Origin of the sequence: Endozoicomonas gorgoniicola, assembly GCF_025562715.2 — a bacterium.
Taxonomy (GTDB): Bacteria; Pseudomonadota; Gammaproteobacteria; order Pseudomonadales; family Endozoicomonadaceae; genus Endozoicomonas_A; species Endozoicomonas_A gorgoniicola.
The window spans coordinates 277,547-292,360 of sequence record NZ_JAPFCC010000001.1 but is presented as its reverse complement, the minus strand read 5'-3'; the positions used below and the strand labels follow the sequence as shown (position 1 = coordinate 292,360).

Annotated in this window: 11 protein-coding genes; 5 read left to right on the top strand and 6 right to left on the bottom strand. The window is 50.6% G+C overall.

The window, feature by feature from the left end:
* Positions 1-37 precede the first annotated feature (37 nt).
* Genes rsxD through NX722_RS01325 form a run of 3 tightly spaced genes read left to right on the top strand, consistent with a single transcriptional unit; the run spans position 38 to position 2,515 of the window.
* Positions 38-1,093, top strand: coding sequence for an electron transport complex subunit RsxD (gene rsxD / locus NX722_RS01335; RefSeq protein ID WP_262566367.1), 1,056 nt, complete (start codon positions 38-40; stop codon positions 1,091-1,093).
* A gap of 5 nt (positions 1,094-1,098) precedes the next feature.
* Positions 1,099-1,809, top strand: a complete 711-nt coding sequence (rsxG, locus tag NX722_RS01330; RefSeq protein ID WP_262566366.1) for an electron transport complex subunit RsxG — start codon at positions 1,099-1,101, stop codon at positions 1,807-1,809.
* Complete coding sequence (locus NX722_RS01325; protein WP_262566365.1) at positions 1,802-2,515, top strand: electron transport complex subunit E; 714 nt, start codon at positions 1,802-1,804, stop codon at positions 2,513-2,515. The genes rsxG and NX722_RS01325 overlap by 8 nt, the downstream gene beginning before the upstream one ends.
* 101 nt (positions 2,516-2,616) lie before the next feature.
* On the opposite strand, the gene fabV is transcribed toward NX722_RS01325, so the two are convergent.
* Positions 2,617-3,819 carry an enoyl-ACP reductase FabV gene (gene fabV / locus NX722_RS01320; RefSeq protein ID WP_262566364.1) on the bottom strand — a complete coding sequence of 401 codons (1,203 nt, stop codon included), beginning with the start codon at positions 3,817-3,819 and terminating at the stop codon, positions 2,617-2,619.
* Between the two features lie 266 nt (positions 3,820-4,085).
* On the opposite strand from fabV, the gene NX722_RS01315 reads away from it, so the two are divergent.
* The gene (locus NX722_RS01315; RefSeq protein WP_262566363.1) at positions 4,086-5,543 is read left to right on the top strand and encodes an oligopeptide:H+ symporter; all 1,458 of its coding nucleotides are present in this window, start codon (positions 4,086-4,088) and stop codon (positions 5,541-5,543) included.
* A gap of 83 nt (positions 5,544-5,626) precedes the next feature.
* On the opposite strand, the gene NX722_RS01310 is transcribed toward NX722_RS01315, so the two are convergent.
* Positions 5,627-7,033 carry a TolC family outer membrane protein gene (locus NX722_RS01310; RefSeq protein WP_262566362.1) on the bottom strand — a complete coding sequence of 469 codons (1,407 nt, stop codon included), beginning with the start codon at positions 7,031-7,033 and terminating at the stop codon, positions 5,627-5,629.
* Between the two features lie 88 nt (positions 7,034-7,121).
* Positions 7,122-7,538 carry a tape measure protein gene (locus NX722_RS01305; RefSeq protein ID WP_262566361.1) on the bottom strand — a complete coding sequence of 139 codons (417 nt, stop codon included), beginning with the start codon at positions 7,536-7,538 and terminating at the stop codon, positions 7,122-7,124.
* Between the two features lie 94 nt (positions 7,539-7,632).
* On the opposite strand from NX722_RS01305, the gene NX722_RS01300 reads away from it, so the two are divergent.
* The gene (locus tag NX722_RS01300) at positions 7,633-8,286 is read left to right on the top strand and encodes a hypothetical protein (RefSeq protein WP_262566360.1); all 654 of its coding nucleotides are present in this window, start codon (positions 7,633-7,635) and stop codon (positions 8,284-8,286) included.
* 69 nt (positions 8,287-8,355) lie between these two features.
* On the opposite strand, the gene NX722_RS01295 is transcribed toward NX722_RS01300, so the two are convergent.
* The 3 genes from NX722_RS01295 to NX722_RS01285 all read right to left on the bottom strand — a co-directional run bounded on the left by NX722_RS01295 (position 8,356) and on the right by NX722_RS01285 (position 14,505).
* Positions 8,356-8,682 (bottom strand): hypothetical protein, encoded by a 327-nt coding sequence (locus NX722_RS01295; protein ID WP_262566359.1) that lies wholly within the window; start codon positions 8,680-8,682, stop codon positions 8,356-8,358.
* 115 nt (positions 8,683-8,797) lie between these two features.
* The gene (hrpA, locus tag NX722_RS01290) at positions 8,798-12,688 is read right to left on the bottom strand and encodes an ATP-dependent RNA helicase HrpA (RefSeq protein ID WP_262566358.1); all 3,891 of its coding nucleotides are present in this window, start codon (positions 12,686-12,688) and stop codon (positions 8,798-8,800) included.
* A gap of 131 nt (positions 12,689-12,819) precedes the next feature.
* The gene (locus NX722_RS01285) at positions 12,820-14,505 is read right to left on the bottom strand and encodes an AMP-binding protein (RefSeq protein WP_262568757.1); all 1,686 of its coding nucleotides are present in this window, start codon (positions 14,503-14,505) and stop codon (positions 12,820-12,822) included.
* Positions 14,506-14,814: the final 309 nt, after the last annotated feature.

The following is a 14,814-nucleotide window of genomic DNA, read 5'->3' as shown; positions in this document are numbered from 1 at the left end:
CTCAACCTTTCAGCCCGCTTACTATCTGGTAAACAAGATGACTCTGGTTCGACAGACATCCCCACATGCTCGTGGCCCTAACAGCACACAGCAAGTGATGAAGCTGCTTCTGATCGCAGCGATTCCCGGCATTCTGGCACAGACCTGGTTCTTTGGCTGGGGTGCATTGATCAATCTGGTCTGGTGTTCCCTGATAGCGCTGGGAGCGGAAGCGCTGATTCTGAAGATACGAAATCGCCCTCCGGGCTTTTTCCTGTCCGACGGCAGCGCCATCGTTACTGCGGTTCTGATGGCACTGGCTCTGCCACCCTTTGCCCCCTGGTGGCTGACCCTGACCGGCGTATCCTTTGCCATTATCATTGGCAAGCAACTGTACGGCGGACTGGGTAATAACCCGTTTAATCCTGCCATGCTCGGTTATGTGCTGCTGCTGATCTCGTTTCCACAAGAGATGACCCAGTGGCTGGCACCCAATGGCCTGGAAGGTTATGTTGGCAGCTTTGCCGATGCCTTTAATACGATTTTCCCGATCTTCGGACAGGGTGTTCAGCTGGACGCCATCAGTATGGCAACTCCGCTGGACATTGTGCGTGAAAACAGCACCCTGACCATGGCAGAGCTGCGTGAAGCAAACGATGCCCTGGGAACCATTGCCGGCAGAGGCTGGCTGTGGGTGAACTTAGCCTACCTGCTGGGTGGGCTGTTCATGCTGTATAAAAAAGTCTTCACCTGGCATGCTCCTGTGGGCATGCTGGTCGCCATGACGGTTATGGCAACCCTGTTCTGGGGCGGTATCGGTTCCGGTAGTAATGGTTCGCCACTGTTCCATCTGTTCAGCGGTGCTACCATGCTCGGTGCATTTTTTATTATTACCGACCCGGTCAGTAGTGCCACCAGCACAAAAGGCCGACTGATCTTTGGCGCACTGATTGGTGTACTGACTTATGTGATCCGTACCTGGGGTGGATATCCGGACGGTGTCGCCTTTGCCACACTGCTGCTGAACATGGCAGCGCCCACCATTGACTATTACACCCAGCCTCGTACCTACGGTCATAAAAAGGCTAACAAGGGACTGCCGAAGACGGATTGATGGTTATGAGTGAAACGACACCAACAGAACAGACAACTGCAAAACAGACACTGGTAAAAAGCATTGCCCGCAACAGTCTTGGACTGGGGCTGTTTGCTGTATTAACCGTCGGGCTGATCTCCAGCACCTATGTGTTCACCGAAGGTCGCATCGCCGACCAGGTTCGTGCGTTTGAAGCAAAGGCACTGATGGAAATTCTGCCGCCGAATACACACGACAATTCACTTTTGGATACCCGCATTAGTCTCCAGCCAGAACCATTGCTGGCCAATACCACGGAAAAGGATGGTTATGTCGCCTTTCGTGGCAACCAGCCTGTTGCGGTGATTCTGCCAGCCACAGCGCCAGACGGTTATTCTGGTCGTATTGAGCTGCTGGTTGGCATTTATGCCGATGGCACTCTGGCAGGTGTACGAGCGGTTAACCACAAAGAAACTCCGGGGCTGGGCGACAAGATCAATACCAATGTCACCGACTGGATTCTGGGTTTTACCGGTAAATCACTGGTTAATCCCAAGCCCGGCCACTGGGCTGTCCGAAAGGATGGCGGTGACTTTGATCAGTTTGCCGGGGCAACCGTAACACCACGGGCAGTGGTAGCGTCGGTCTACCGCACATTGAACTATTTTGCCGAACATAAGGACGCCCTGTTCAAACAGGGTTTTCAGGCAATGCACGACAGTCAGGACGTTAAAAAGGAGCAAAACAATGGCTAATGATTCTGCATCCAGAATTGCTCTGAATGGTCTCTGGAAAAACAATCCCGCACTGGTTCAGTTGCTGGGTCTTTGCCCGTTGCTGGGTGTTTCAAACAGTGTTGTCAATGCCCTGGGGCTTGGTCTTGCCACCATGATGGTGGTGATGGGGTCGAACATTGTCGTGTCCCTGATTCGGCATCAGGTCACCGACGCTATTCGTCTGCCAGTGTTTGTGATGGTCATTGCCTCGCTGACCACCTGCATTGAACTGCTGATGCAGGCTTACACCTACGAGCTGTATCGTATTCTGGGTATCTTTATTCCGTTGATCGTAACCAACTGTATTATCCTTGGTCGCGCCGACGCCTACGCTTCTAAAAACCCGGTAGCACCTGCCGCCTTTGATGGTTTGATGATGGGTACAGGCTTTGCATCGGTTCTGGTTTTGCTGGGTGCCATGCGTGAGCTGGTCGGTCAGGGGACTCTGTTCTCAGGTATGGATCTATTGTTTGGTCCAGTGGCAGAAAACTGGACACTGGTCGTATTCCCCAACTACAAACAGTTCCTGTTTGCCATTCTGCCGCCGGGAGCCTTTGTCTTTATGGGCTTTCTGATCGCTTTTAAAAACGTGATCGATAAAAAGCTGGAAGACAGGCGCAAGGCGAATGAGCCACTGAAAGAAAGTGGAAGTCGTCGTGTACGGGTGACAGGAACGATCAGTTAGACTGTGACGGCTCTTTTTTTACTGCCACTTAATTGATTTACGCAGGTTGGGAGTCGCTTCACTCGTCCCAGCCTACGAGTCAAATATAATGAACCGATGTACTAATCAAGAGTAATAGCTTCAAACTCTACTGCCGGATTCACATCCGCTTCATAATCAATGCCTTCCAGACCAAAGCCAAACAGGCTCAGAAACTCTTCCTTATACTGGCGATAGTCGGTCAGTTCAGGCAGGTTCTCGTTGGTCAGCTGTGACCACAGGTCTTTGCAGTGCTGCTGGATGTCGTCACGCAGTTCCCAGTCATCCAGACGCAAGCGGTTTTCTTCATCTGTCGGGACTGTGCCGTCGGTACGATAGAGGCGGTCAGACATCATGCGCCATACCTGTTCGATACAGCCTTCATGCACGCCTTCCTCACGCATCTTCTTGAATACCATGGCAATGTACAGGGGCATTACCGGAATCGCAGATGATGCCTGAGTCACAACGCTTTTCAGAACCGCAACGTTAGCGCCACCATTAATGGCTGTCAGTTTATCGTTCAGGGCGTTCGCGGCACGATCCAGATCCATCTTCGCCTGACCCAGCGCACCGTGCCAGTAGATTGGCCAGGTAATCTCAGTACCGATGTAGCTGTATGCCACAGTTCGGCAACCTTCAGCCAGAACACCCGCTTCTGCCAGGGCGTTTATCCACAGCTCCCAGTCTTCTCCACCCATGACCGTTACTGTGTCTTTTACTTCCTGTTCAGTCGCAGGCTCAACACTGGCTTCAAATAGTGTGTCCTTGTTGGTATCAACGGCGGTGGCCGTGTAAGTCTGACCCATGGGCTTCAGGGCTGAGCGGATCACTTCACCGCTGTCAGGTAACTTACGCACCGGGGAGGCCAGCGAATACACAACCATATCGATCTGTCCCAGGTCGTCTTTGATCAGGTCAACGACCTTCTGTTTAGCCGCATGGGAAAACGCATCGCCATTAATGCTTTTAGCGTACAGGCCCGCTTTGTGAGCAGCCTTTTCAAAAGCAGCAGAATTGTACCAACCCGCTGTACCCGGCTTACGTTCAGTACCCGGCTTTTCAAAGAACACTCCAATGGTAGCTGCGTCACTGCCAAAAGCAGCAGAAATACGGGAAGCCAGACCGTAACCACTGGAAGAACCAACCACCAGCACACGCTTTGGACCCCCTTCAAGGGCTGGCTGGGATTTAACGAACTCAATCTGATCTTGTACGTTTTTCTCACAACCGGCTGGATGGGTGGTTGTGCAGATAAAGCCACGAATCTTTGGTTTGATAATCATACGTTTTCCCTGGTAGACAGTCCGACCTTAATCGTGGCCGGTGCTCCATAAACGGAACGAGTTAACTGGAATCAGAATCAGTGCAGGCAAGAGTACCCTAAAGACCGGGCCTCAGAAAGTCTGAGGGCGTGAAGCAGGGTAACACCCTGTAAAATTGAGTGACCGCTGTTTGTTTCAATTCAGCTGACCATTAATAAACTGGTTTTTTCATTATTTTGTGCCACCTTGAAGTATGTTTTCCGGATCACTTCCGTCGCAGACTTGAAATGTCACAAACTCTGAACGTACTGAAGCAGCCCAGATCGTTTTATCTGATTTTTTTCCTTGAGCTATGGGAGCGCTTTGGTTTCTATGGGCTTCAGGCCATTCTTGCCTTTTATCTGGTGCGTCAGCTGGGCATTCCGGAGTCCGAATCCTTTATTATCTTTGGGGCGTTCAATGCTCTGACGACGGGGCTGGTTGTTGTTGGAGGCTTTCTGGGAGACAAGGTTCTTGGTACCCGGCGAACCATTGTTCTCGGAGCTCTGGTGCTAACGGCAGGCTATTCGATCATGACAATCGCTGGTAATAGCATTGAGATGGTCTACCTGGCTCTCGGTACGGTGGCTGCCGGTAATGGCCTGTTCAAGGCGAATCCTTCCAGTCTTCTGGCCAAGTGCTACAAAGAGGGCGACAACCGTCTGGAAAGTGCTTTCACCATGTATTACATGGCCATCAACATTGGCTCCTTTGTTTCGTTGCTGGCGGTTCCCTATATAGCAGACCGTTTTGACTGGGGAACCGGCTTTATGGTCAGCGTCATTGGTATGCTGCTCGCTCTGACCAATTTCTTAATGCTTCGTCACTGGGTCGCAGATTACGGCTCCGCACCAGACTTCAGTCCGGTATCTTTCCGAAAACTGATCATGGTTTGTGCTGGCGTACTGGTGACCTGCTTTCTCAATGCTTCCATTCTGAAACACATGATGATTGCTAACATTTTACTGGCAGTGATGGGGTGCGGTGTTGTGCTGATTTTCTTCAGGGAAATTCTGGCTTCTTCCGGCACTGAGCGTGGCAAGATGCTTGTTGCCCTTGTACTGATGCTGGAAGCCAGCATTTTCTGGGTAATGTACTACCAGATGCCGACCTCCCTGAACTTCTTCACCATTAATAATGTTGAAAACGTGATCTTCGGTTTTGTAATCAACCCTCTCTCTTTTCAGTCCCTGAATCCATTCTGGATCATGGTGGCGAGCCCGTTGCTTGCTTACCTCTACAACCACAACAGTGCAGCCGGCAAAACCATCAGTATGCCGGTCAAGTTTGCTGCCGGTATGGCACTAACCTCTGTCAGTTTTTTGCTGATTCCTCTGGCAGCCCGGTTTGCCAGTGATCTGGGGCTGGTCGCTCCGGTCTGGGTCGTGGGTTCTTACCTGGCCCAGGCTCTGGGGGAACTACTGATCAGCGGCCTTGGCCTTGCCATGGTCGCGCAGCTGGTTCCTGAGACTATGCATGGCTTCATAATGGGGGCGTGGTTTCTGGCGGCTTCGGCAGGCTCCGTCGTCGCTGGTTATGTAGCAGGTTTCACGGCTGTAGAAACGGATAGTGGAGCGACAGCACTGGACACCTTGCCCGTCTACAGCGCATTCTTTGAAACGACAGGAATCATTGTAGCGGCCATTGCCCTGATCATGTTTGTGACAGCACCGATGCTGAACAAGCTGATGACCTCTGAAGATTAGGCTCAGGTTGAGTCGCTGCGAAAACAATAAGCCCTCACAAAGAGGGCTTATTGTTTAACAACACGGTCTGTCAGTTCTACGGTTTACTTTGCATGACACTGGGCAGGGATTGACATGCCTTCACCGGATGCACCACTGACAATCCACTGGTTCAGCTCCTGCAGGTCAGTCGGGCTCAGGGTGCCCGCTATCTGTTTCAGCTTCATGGTGTTAACGATGTAGTCGTAACGGGCATTCAGGTAATCACGTTCTGCAACAAACAGTTTCCTCTGGGCATCCAGCACATCGGTAATGTTACGGGTACCGACTTCATAGCCACTCTGTACCGCATTCAGCGCACTTTCAGAGGACACAATACCCTGACAGCGGGCATCAACACGATCCACATCGGAGTTCACAGTACGGAACAGGTTACGGGTGCCAGAGCTGGTTTCACGCAGGCTCTTGTCAAAATTTTTCTGAACCGATTCCATCTGGTAAGTGGCTTCACGAACACGGGAAGAGGTTCCCCCACCACCAAACAGTTCCATGTTGAACTGGAGGCCAACGACGGTGGAATCGCCTTTACCCGTTGTTAGTCCACCATGCTCTCCACGGCGGTCTTTAGTAAGATGATCAGAGTTATAATTGTAACGGGCAAATGCATCAAGGGTTGGAGCGTGTCCGGACTTCTGAACCTTGATGTTGGTGTGCGAGGCTTCCAGACCTTCACGGGCCGCCTGAAGGTTCAGGTTGCCAGACACCGCACTGTTTACCCAGTCGTCAGCGCTGGCTGGCACCGGGTGGTTAACTGGCATCGTTTTTTGCAATGAACCGATTTGAGTGATGTCATGGTTGGTGATGGTGCGCAGCGCTTCATAGCTGACACGCACCTGGTTCTCGCCCAGAATACGGGCAACACGTGCCGCGTCATATCCAGCCTGGGCTTCCAGAACATCGGTTTCAGCAATCAGCCCCACATTGTAACGCTCTCGTGCCTGATCCAGCTGTTGTTTAACGGCTTTTTCTTCTGCCTTGGCAGAAATCAGGCTGTCCTCAGCACGCAGTACATTAAAATACGCTTCGGAAGTTCGCAGAATCAGAGACTGTTCTTCAGCAGAGAAACGTAGCTCGGCCTGGGCACTGATGCTTTTCGCCTGATCATAACCGTACCAGTTTGCCATACGGAACAACGGCTGATTCAGGGTCGCGCCCCAGCCATGGCCGTTGCCATTGTTTTTCATGTCTTTACCACCACTGACCTCAGATTTGCTTTTGGTGTACTGGGTGTTAGCCGACAGTGTCAGACTAGGCAGCAGAGTGGCACGACTCTGATTTTTCTTTTCCTGCACGGCCTGCATATCGTAGTGAGCAGCAGCCAGCTGAGCATCGTTCTTTTGTGCCAGATTATAAACATCCAGCAGGTTATATTCGGTTTCTGCGGCCTGAACATTCAAAATGGCGCCAGCCAGGGCCGCCAGCAGAAAACCATTAGGGGAAAGTTTGAACATTATCTCCAAATCCTTGAATAAATATAAGGCCGAAAGCTGCCATATAATGGATCGTGCAAGTCAGATGCTCAAGTTAAATTTTGGCTATTTACAGATTTTTACCTCGCTTTGCCCACTTACCCTGCAAGTGCTTGATTAACTTGGGATAGAGCATAACAGTTTGCATTATTGATTTTATGTGCTTCCCCCCCTGTGTCAGGGATATCCCGTTCAGCCGTTCCATGCCGCCTCCGAGTTTAGAGGTCTGGTCGACGATGGCCTGCAGAGTGCCGTCCATGGGATCAAGGCCGAAGTTCTTCAGGGCGGTGAAGGCATCGGCTACCTGTTGCAGCTCCAGTGGTGTGTTCTTGGTGAATTCCTTGATCCACTCAATTGCCCGGTCGCCTTCTTCGATACTGCCCATGATGGCTTTCATCTGGACTTCCAGACGTTCGAACTGCTCCCCCGTTTGCAGTACGCCCTGCATGGCTTTCTTGATGGTGTAAAAGCCTGCGCTGGCGACCACCAGGTTGCGGATATTTTAGAAGTTTTTTAGAGCTGGAACATTCAAGAGTTTTCCATATGCTACTTTTAAAAGCCAAAAGGAAGGCAGTAAAAATATGAATAAAAATGAATTGTTTTTTGGTGTTTTTGTCATCCTGTTTTCGATAACAGGTTTTGCGGGTGTTAATTGTGAACAGTGTGGGCATGAGTATGAAGGAGAAGGTTGTCCTTATGAGGAACAGCACCTACTTTTGTTTGGCCAACTAGAAGCACTTATAGGTAGTGATAATGAAAGTACCTCAGAAGCTTACTCGATGAATAGTGGTGATAGCTTTAACCACTTTTACCTCGATCCGGGTTGGGGTTCACTGCCCATGGTGACTTACCTCCCGAATGGGAATTCTGTTATATTACTTAATGCAGCTCCCCCAAAGTTCAGTGTTCATGATTCAAAACAACTATATGATTATTTTAAACTTAAAGCTGACAGATATTCTGAAGGTTCCTTGGAATGGATAAGTGTCTGGCAAGTAGCATACGCATTTGCAATGGCAGATTCCTACAATATCAATTACCTTTTTTTGGGACTGTCAGCACTAGTCAAATTACAAAGATTCAATGATGCTCTGAATCTGCTTGAATATATAAAAAATCATCCTGTCTCAAAAATAGATGCCAAAGTTATTGAGCGTATTAAGAGTCAAGAAGCTTTCATTTACTGCTGTATTGAAAAGTATCCTGAAGTCAAAGCCCGACGCCAACCCAAGTAGCGAGACATAACTTGAATTCAGGAATGTCATGCTGGGTGGTGAATGTCGGTATTAAGTAACAACAGTCCTTTACTCTTCTTCATAATAATCCGATTCAGATTGCTCATCACTTTCATCAAATCCGTCATACATTTCTGAATCGTCTTCATCCATGTCTGAATCATAATAGTCATCGTCGTCATAAGCCGACTCAAACTGGTTGTATTCAGCATCATCACCGATTTCGTCTTCCTCATTATTGAACATCATGGAGGGATCAAAACTGCCTTCGGAGTCATTTTCTGTACTTTGATTCTCCCAGCCATTTACAGTCGTATAATCAGAACCATATTCCTCGTTCGCCATAAGACTTAATGAGAAACAAACCGTCATTACGGCTAGCACTGGTCTAATCATCTCAGCCTCCTTGCTGACTAAGCTCATTGCAGCTGTTTAATAGAAAAATGCCACCCGCTGTTCATGTGGTGGCATTTCAATCCGATTTCATTAACAGTATATGCAATCAACAGGACTATATATCCTGAACTTCTTCCCAGAGCTTACGCAGGCGCTTGGCTGACACCGGAAAACGGGTTCCCAGCTGCTGGGCAAACAGAGACACCCGATACTCCTCCAGCATCCAGCGGTAAAGTGCCAGCTTTTCATCCACCAGCTTATGCTTCCGGTGAATCTCCCGGCGCTTTTCCCAACTCTGATACAGCAGCGTCAACTCTTCCGTCCACGCCCGATCTTTATTAATCTGAGCGGGCAGCTTCTCCTGACGAAGCTCAACACCCCGAAGAAAACGCGGATAATGCCTCAGCCACTCAATACCCGCATCCTGCATAAAGCCCGGATAAATCAGCTGCCCCAGGTGCGCCTTGATATCGGCCAGAGAAAACGCCCGGTCAAAGGAGATCTTACCCTTGAGGTTTTTGCTGACCGAGTGAGCGGTTTTAAATATTTTCAGCAGCAGTGTGTCGATTTCTTCAGCAAAAGGCACCAGATTACCCTTCCGCTGATCCACCAGTGCCTGAAAAGCGTCCTGATTTCTCGGCCACTCCTCCGGGCTCTGAACAAATACCTCTGAGATCAGAAAACTCTGAAGGTCATCTTCCAGCGCCCGCGCCTGAACAATCCCGGTGGTCAGCAGCTTAACCTGAGCAAGGCTTTTCATTTTGCTCAAAGCAAACTTAAGCTGGTTAGACAACTTGAACCGGAACAGTCGCGTTAAACCCTTCCGATGCTCACTGGCTGCCATTGCCTGGTCTTCAAACAGCTTCACCGCCACACTGTTTTTCTGATCCACGAGTGCTGGATAGGTTTTCAGAACCAGTCCACCCACCTTGCGAGTGATCTCCTGTGGCAGTTCACCACAGCTCCAGTCTTTCAACCCTTCCTGTTCCAGGGAGCTGTCTGTCAGTTTGCGCAGACTGTCTTCCGACTGGTTGCCAAATGTCTCTTTCAATCTGGTCAGGTCACGTCCCTGCCCCAGCACCTTGCCGTTTTCATCAATCAGACGGAAATTCATACGCAGATGTGGATCAAGGTCATCAACATTCCAGTGCTCATCCAGAATGCGAACCCCTGCCATGCGATGCAGATGATGACCAAGAATTTCAGTCAACGGCTCGTCACAGGTCGACATGGCTTCCATGGCTCCACGCACATAGTCAGGCACCGGTACAAAATTCTTACGAACCGCCTTGGGCAAGGCACGTACCAGCGCCACACACTTGTCGTACAACATACCGGGTACCAGCCACTCAAGCCGGTACTTAGGCAACAGGCGCAACGCCTGAACAGGCAGAGTCAGTGTTACACCGTCGTCAACAGCGCCCGGTTCAAAATGATAGGTTAACGGCAGCTCCAGACCCTCCCAGCGCAGACGATCCGGATATTTGTTTTCAGTCACCTGATCCGCATCATGACGCATCAGGTATTCTTTGGTCAGAAACAGCAGTTGGGGTTGTTCTTTCTCAGCGGTTGACCGCCACTTTTCAAAACCGGCACCATTATGAATGCCTTCTGGCAGGCGCTCATCGTAAAAAGCGTAAAGGGTTTCCGGGTCCACCATAATATCCCGTCGACGGGACTTGGCTTCCAGTTCATCCACCTCACCAATCAGGTCAAGGTTGTGCTGCTGGAAAGCGCCTTTGGAATGATAATGCCCTTCCACCAGCGCTTCACGGATAAATATCTCCCTGGCCACCACTGGATCAATCGCACCGTAGTTCACACGACGACGCCCGACAATAATCAGCCCGTAAAGAGTGACCTGTTCATAGGCGACCACCTGAGAACGCTTTTTCTCCCAGTGCGGTTCAAAGTAGTTGCGTTTCACCAGATGCCCCGCCAGCGGCTCAATCCACTGGGGTTCAATTTTGGCATTAACCCGGGCAAACAGACGGGACGTTTCCACCAGCTCAGCCGTCACCACCCACTTAGGTTTGCGTTTAAACAGGGTTGAAGCCGGGAACAGATAGAAGCGACGGTTTCTTGCCCCCATATAATCGGCTTCTTCATCCTTATTGCCCAGATGGGACAATAAACCTGCCAGCAATGATTTATGAACATCGCCATAACTCGCCGTTTCATCGTTGGTCTTCAGCCCGATATCCTTGCAGGCAAGCGCCAGCTGACGGTGGAGGTCACGCCATTCGCGCATCCGCATAAACGACAGAAATTGTTGTTTGCAATATTTACGCAGCTGGTTCTGGGACAGTTCCTGACGCTGTTCTTCATAACTTTCCCAGAGCTGTACAAAACTCATAAAGTCGGAGTCATCATGGTAATGCTCACGATGGCGCTGATCCGCTGCCTGCTGCTTTTCCGCCGGACGTTCTCTTGGGTCCTGAATCGCCAGAGCGCTGGCAATAATCAACAGTTCATTCAAGGCACGTTTTTTATGGGCTTCAATCAGCATGCGGGCCAGTCTTGGATCAACTGGCAATTGCGACAACTGCCTGCCGGTTCGGGTCATACGACGATCATCATTAACCGCCCCCAGCTCCTGCAACAGTTTAAAGCCGTCGTTAATCGCTTTAGAGTCCGGCGCATCCACAAACGGGAAAGCCGCAATATCACCCAGCCCCAGGCGCAACATCTGCAGGATAACCGCTGCCAGGTTGGTACGCAGAATTTCCGCATCGGTAAACTCAGGGCGGGACAGGAAATCCTCTTCACTGTACAGGCGAAAACAGAGTCCTTCCGCTACCCGGCCGCAACGACCTTTGCGCTGATTAGCCGACGCCTGAGATACAGGCTCAACGGGCAGGCGCTGTACTTTGGAACGCACACTGTAGCGGCTGATCCGGGCCATTCCCGGATCAATCACATAGCGAATACCCGGAACTGTCAGGGAGGTTTCCGCCACGTTGGTGGAAAGGATCACACGACGACCGGAGTGTGACTGAAAAATCCGGTTCTGCTCAGCCGCTGACAGGCGGGCATAAAGCGGCAGAATTTCGGTATGCGCCAGACGGGCATCCCGGAGGAACTTTGCCGTTTCACGGATTTCCCGTTCACCACTGAGAAATACCAGCACATCGCCCAGTCTGCCACTTTTACTGCCCCGCTCCAGGTCTTCAATTTCTCTTAAAGAAGCGAGAACACCCTGCTGCAGGCGCTGGTCAGCATCACGCCCTTCCAGCTCAAGTTCTTCCAGAGGCCGATAGTTTACGTCAACCGGGTAGGTGCGACCTGACACCTCAATCACCGGAGCGTTATCAAAGTGTTTCGAGAAACGCTCAACATCAATGGTGGCCGAGGTGATAATCACCTTCAGGTCAGGCCGTTTCGGCAACAGATGCTTCAGGTAGCCCATCAGAAAATCGATGTTGAGGCTGCGCTCGTGGGCCTCGTCAATAATGATGGTGTCGTAGCGGTTCAGAAAACGGTCATTCTGAACTTCAGCCAGCAGAATACCGTCGGTCATCAGTTTGACCAGAGTATTTTCGTTACCGTGGTCAGTAAAACGCACCTGGTAACCCACCTGCTCACCGACCGGCACTTTCAGTTCTTCCGCAATACGACTGGACACCGAACGAGCAGCCAGCCGGCGTGGCTGAGTATGACCAATCAGGCCATAAACACCCCGTCCGGCCTCAAGGCAGATTTTGGGTAATTGTGTGGTCTTGCCCGAACCGGTTTCACCGGCAATAACCACCACCTGATGATCACGAATGGCCCGGGCAATTTCATCCCGACGCTGAACCACAGGCAAGGCGTCATCGTATTCAACCTCAGGAATGGCAGCAGCGCGCGCCTGTGCCCGTTTAACTGAGCGCTCGATACGATCCTGCAGCTTTTTCAGTGCTGACTCATCGCTGCGCTTCAGGCGCTGCAACTGCCGCCGCAGGGGATAGCGATCCCTGATCATGCACTGGTCAATAGCACTGCGTAGCTCGTTTTTGCCGGACACTCAGTTCTCCTGCGATTTAACATCGATAGATAAAGAAAGGGCGGGATTATACCCGCCCTTTCTCTTTAAACAACATTGCTTGTAAACAACTATCAACCATCAGCGGACAGCGGACAGCGGACAGCGGTATATTAAGACGCTGCCAGCTTTTTCAACTCTTCGTCACGCAACTCACGTCGAAGGATTTTACCGACATTCGTGACTGGCAACTGATCACGGAACTCAACCTGCTTAGGTACCTTGTAGCCTGTGACATGTTTACGCAGATGAGCAATAACGTCATCACGGGTCAGTTCAGGGTTAGAAGAGACGAGAAAGACTTTAATGACTTCGCCACTGCGCTCATTAGGAACCCCAATGGCAGCACTCTGGACAATATCAGGGTGCATGGTCAACACTTCTTCCAGCTCGTTCGGGTAGACGTTAAAGCCGGAAATGCAGATCATGTCTTTTTTGCGGTCAACGATGGTGGCGTAACCTTCATCGTCAATTCTGGCAATATCACCGGTTTTCAGCCAGCCGTCCGCATCAACACTGTCGGCAGTGGCTGCTTCATTCTCCCAATAGCCTTTCATCACCTGGGGGCCGCGAACACACAATTCACCGACTTCGTTCAGGCCCAGATCATTACCTTCATCATCAATCACCTTCAGCTGGCAGGACGGCACAGGAATGCCAATGGTACCCAATTTGATGCGGTCCAGAGGGTTGATGGTGACAATCGGCGAGGTTTCAGTCATGCCATAACCTTCACAGATTTTACAACCGGTCAGCTGCTCCCAGCGTTCAGCGGTATCCATCTGTAACGCCATACCCCCTGATACGGTGTTCTTCAGGTGGCTGAAATCCATCTTGCGGAACTCTTCATTTTTCATCAGTCCCAGAAACAGGGTGTTCAGGCCAACAAACATGCTGAACGGCTTACCCCTGAGGTCTTTCATAAAGGTTTTCATATCCCGCGGATTGGTAATCAGCAGGTTATGGGCGCCTACCAGCATCCCCACCATGCAGTGAACGGTAAACGCAAAAATATGGTACAGCGGCAGAGGTGCCACCAGCAGCTCTTTACCATCTTCCAGATTGCGAGCCACCATGGCCTTGGTCTGGAACATATTGCTGAGAATATTGCGGTGCGTCAGCATCGCTCCTTTAGCGATACCCGTCGTACCACCAGTGTATTGCAGTACTGCAACCTCGTCGTCTTCCTTGCGGGCATCCAGAGGCGTATTTAAAGCCCCCAGTTTCATGGCTTGCGTAAACGGCACCGCGTTGGCTACCACATAGTCCGGCACCATTTTCTTCACATACTTAACGACGGCATTAACCAGAACACGTTTTACGGCGGGCAGCATGTCGCCAACGTTGGTAATGATGACATGCCGGATACTGGTCTTTGGCACCACACGCTCAGCCATGTGAGCCATGTTCGACAACACCACCAATGCCTTAGCGCCCGAGTCGTTAAACTGATGCTCCATTTCACGTTCGGTATACAGCGGGTTGGTATTCACTACCACCAGACCGGCACGCAGAGCACCAAACACAACGACGGGAAACTGCAACAGATTGGGCAGCATCACGGCAATCCGGTCGCCCGGACGCAGGTCGGTATGGTTTTGCAGGTAGCTGCAGAACACTCCACTCTGGTGGTGCAGCTCTGCATAAGTGAGGATTTTACCCAGGTTACTGAACACCGGTTTATCCGCGTATTTGCGTGCTGAATAATCGAGAACGTCCAGAATAGAACGGTATTGTCCGGTATCTATTTCAGATGGTACGCCATCAGGGTACTTGTCATGCCAAAAATTGCTATTAATCACTGTCGCCCTCCTTTAGCTGAGTAACAACGAGGAGGGAACCAATGCGTTGCGGCAGCTGCCCTTTAGACATAAAAATCACGAAATCCGTTACCACTCAATACGGTCAAAATTGAATCAGGTTGGGGCTGAATGCACAGGCACTTTAACTCCTGCCCAACCCCGGCGCCGAAAGGTTATCAGTTTTGACTTTTTACGAACAGGCAGGATTCGGTAAATACCCGATTGTTTCCCATAACAAAATGTTTTTTTAAACCAGCAGTTATCGCCAGTAATCAGGAACGCACTGAAGAGAACTATACTATCCGG

What these genes read in the sequence shown, in the direction of transcription:
- rsxD (WP_262566367.1), top strand. Translation starts at nt 38, where the DNA reads ATGACTCTGGTTCGACAGACATCCCCACATGCTCGTGGCCCTAACAGC.
- rsxG (WP_262566366.1), top strand. Translation starts at nt 1,099, where the DNA reads ATGAGTGAAACGACACCAACAGAACAGACAACTGCAAAACAGACACTG.
- NX722_RS01325 (WP_262566365.1), top strand. Translation starts at nt 1,802, where the DNA reads ATGGCTAATGATTCTGCATCCAGAATTGCTCTGAATGGTCTCTGGAAA.
- fabV (WP_262566364.1), bottom strand. Translation starts at nt 3,819, where the DNA reads ATGATTATCAAACCAAAGATTCGTGGCTTTATCTGCACAACCACCCAT.
- NX722_RS01315 (WP_262566363.1), top strand. Translation starts at nt 4,086, where the DNA reads ATGTCACAAACTCTGAACGTACTGAAGCAGCCCAGATCGTTTTATCTG.
- NX722_RS01310 (WP_262566362.1), bottom strand. Translation starts at nt 7,033, where the DNA reads ATGTTCAAACTTTCCCCTAATGGTTTTCTGCTGGCGGCCCTGGCTGGC.
- NX722_RS01300 (WP_262566360.1), top strand. Translation starts at nt 7,633, where the DNA reads ATGAATAAAAATGAATTGTTTTTTGGTGTTTTTGTCATCCTGTTTTCG.
- NX722_RS01295 (WP_262566359.1), bottom strand. Translation starts at nt 8,682, where the DNA reads ATGATTAGACCAGTGCTAGCCGTAATGACGGTTTGTTTCTCATTAAGT.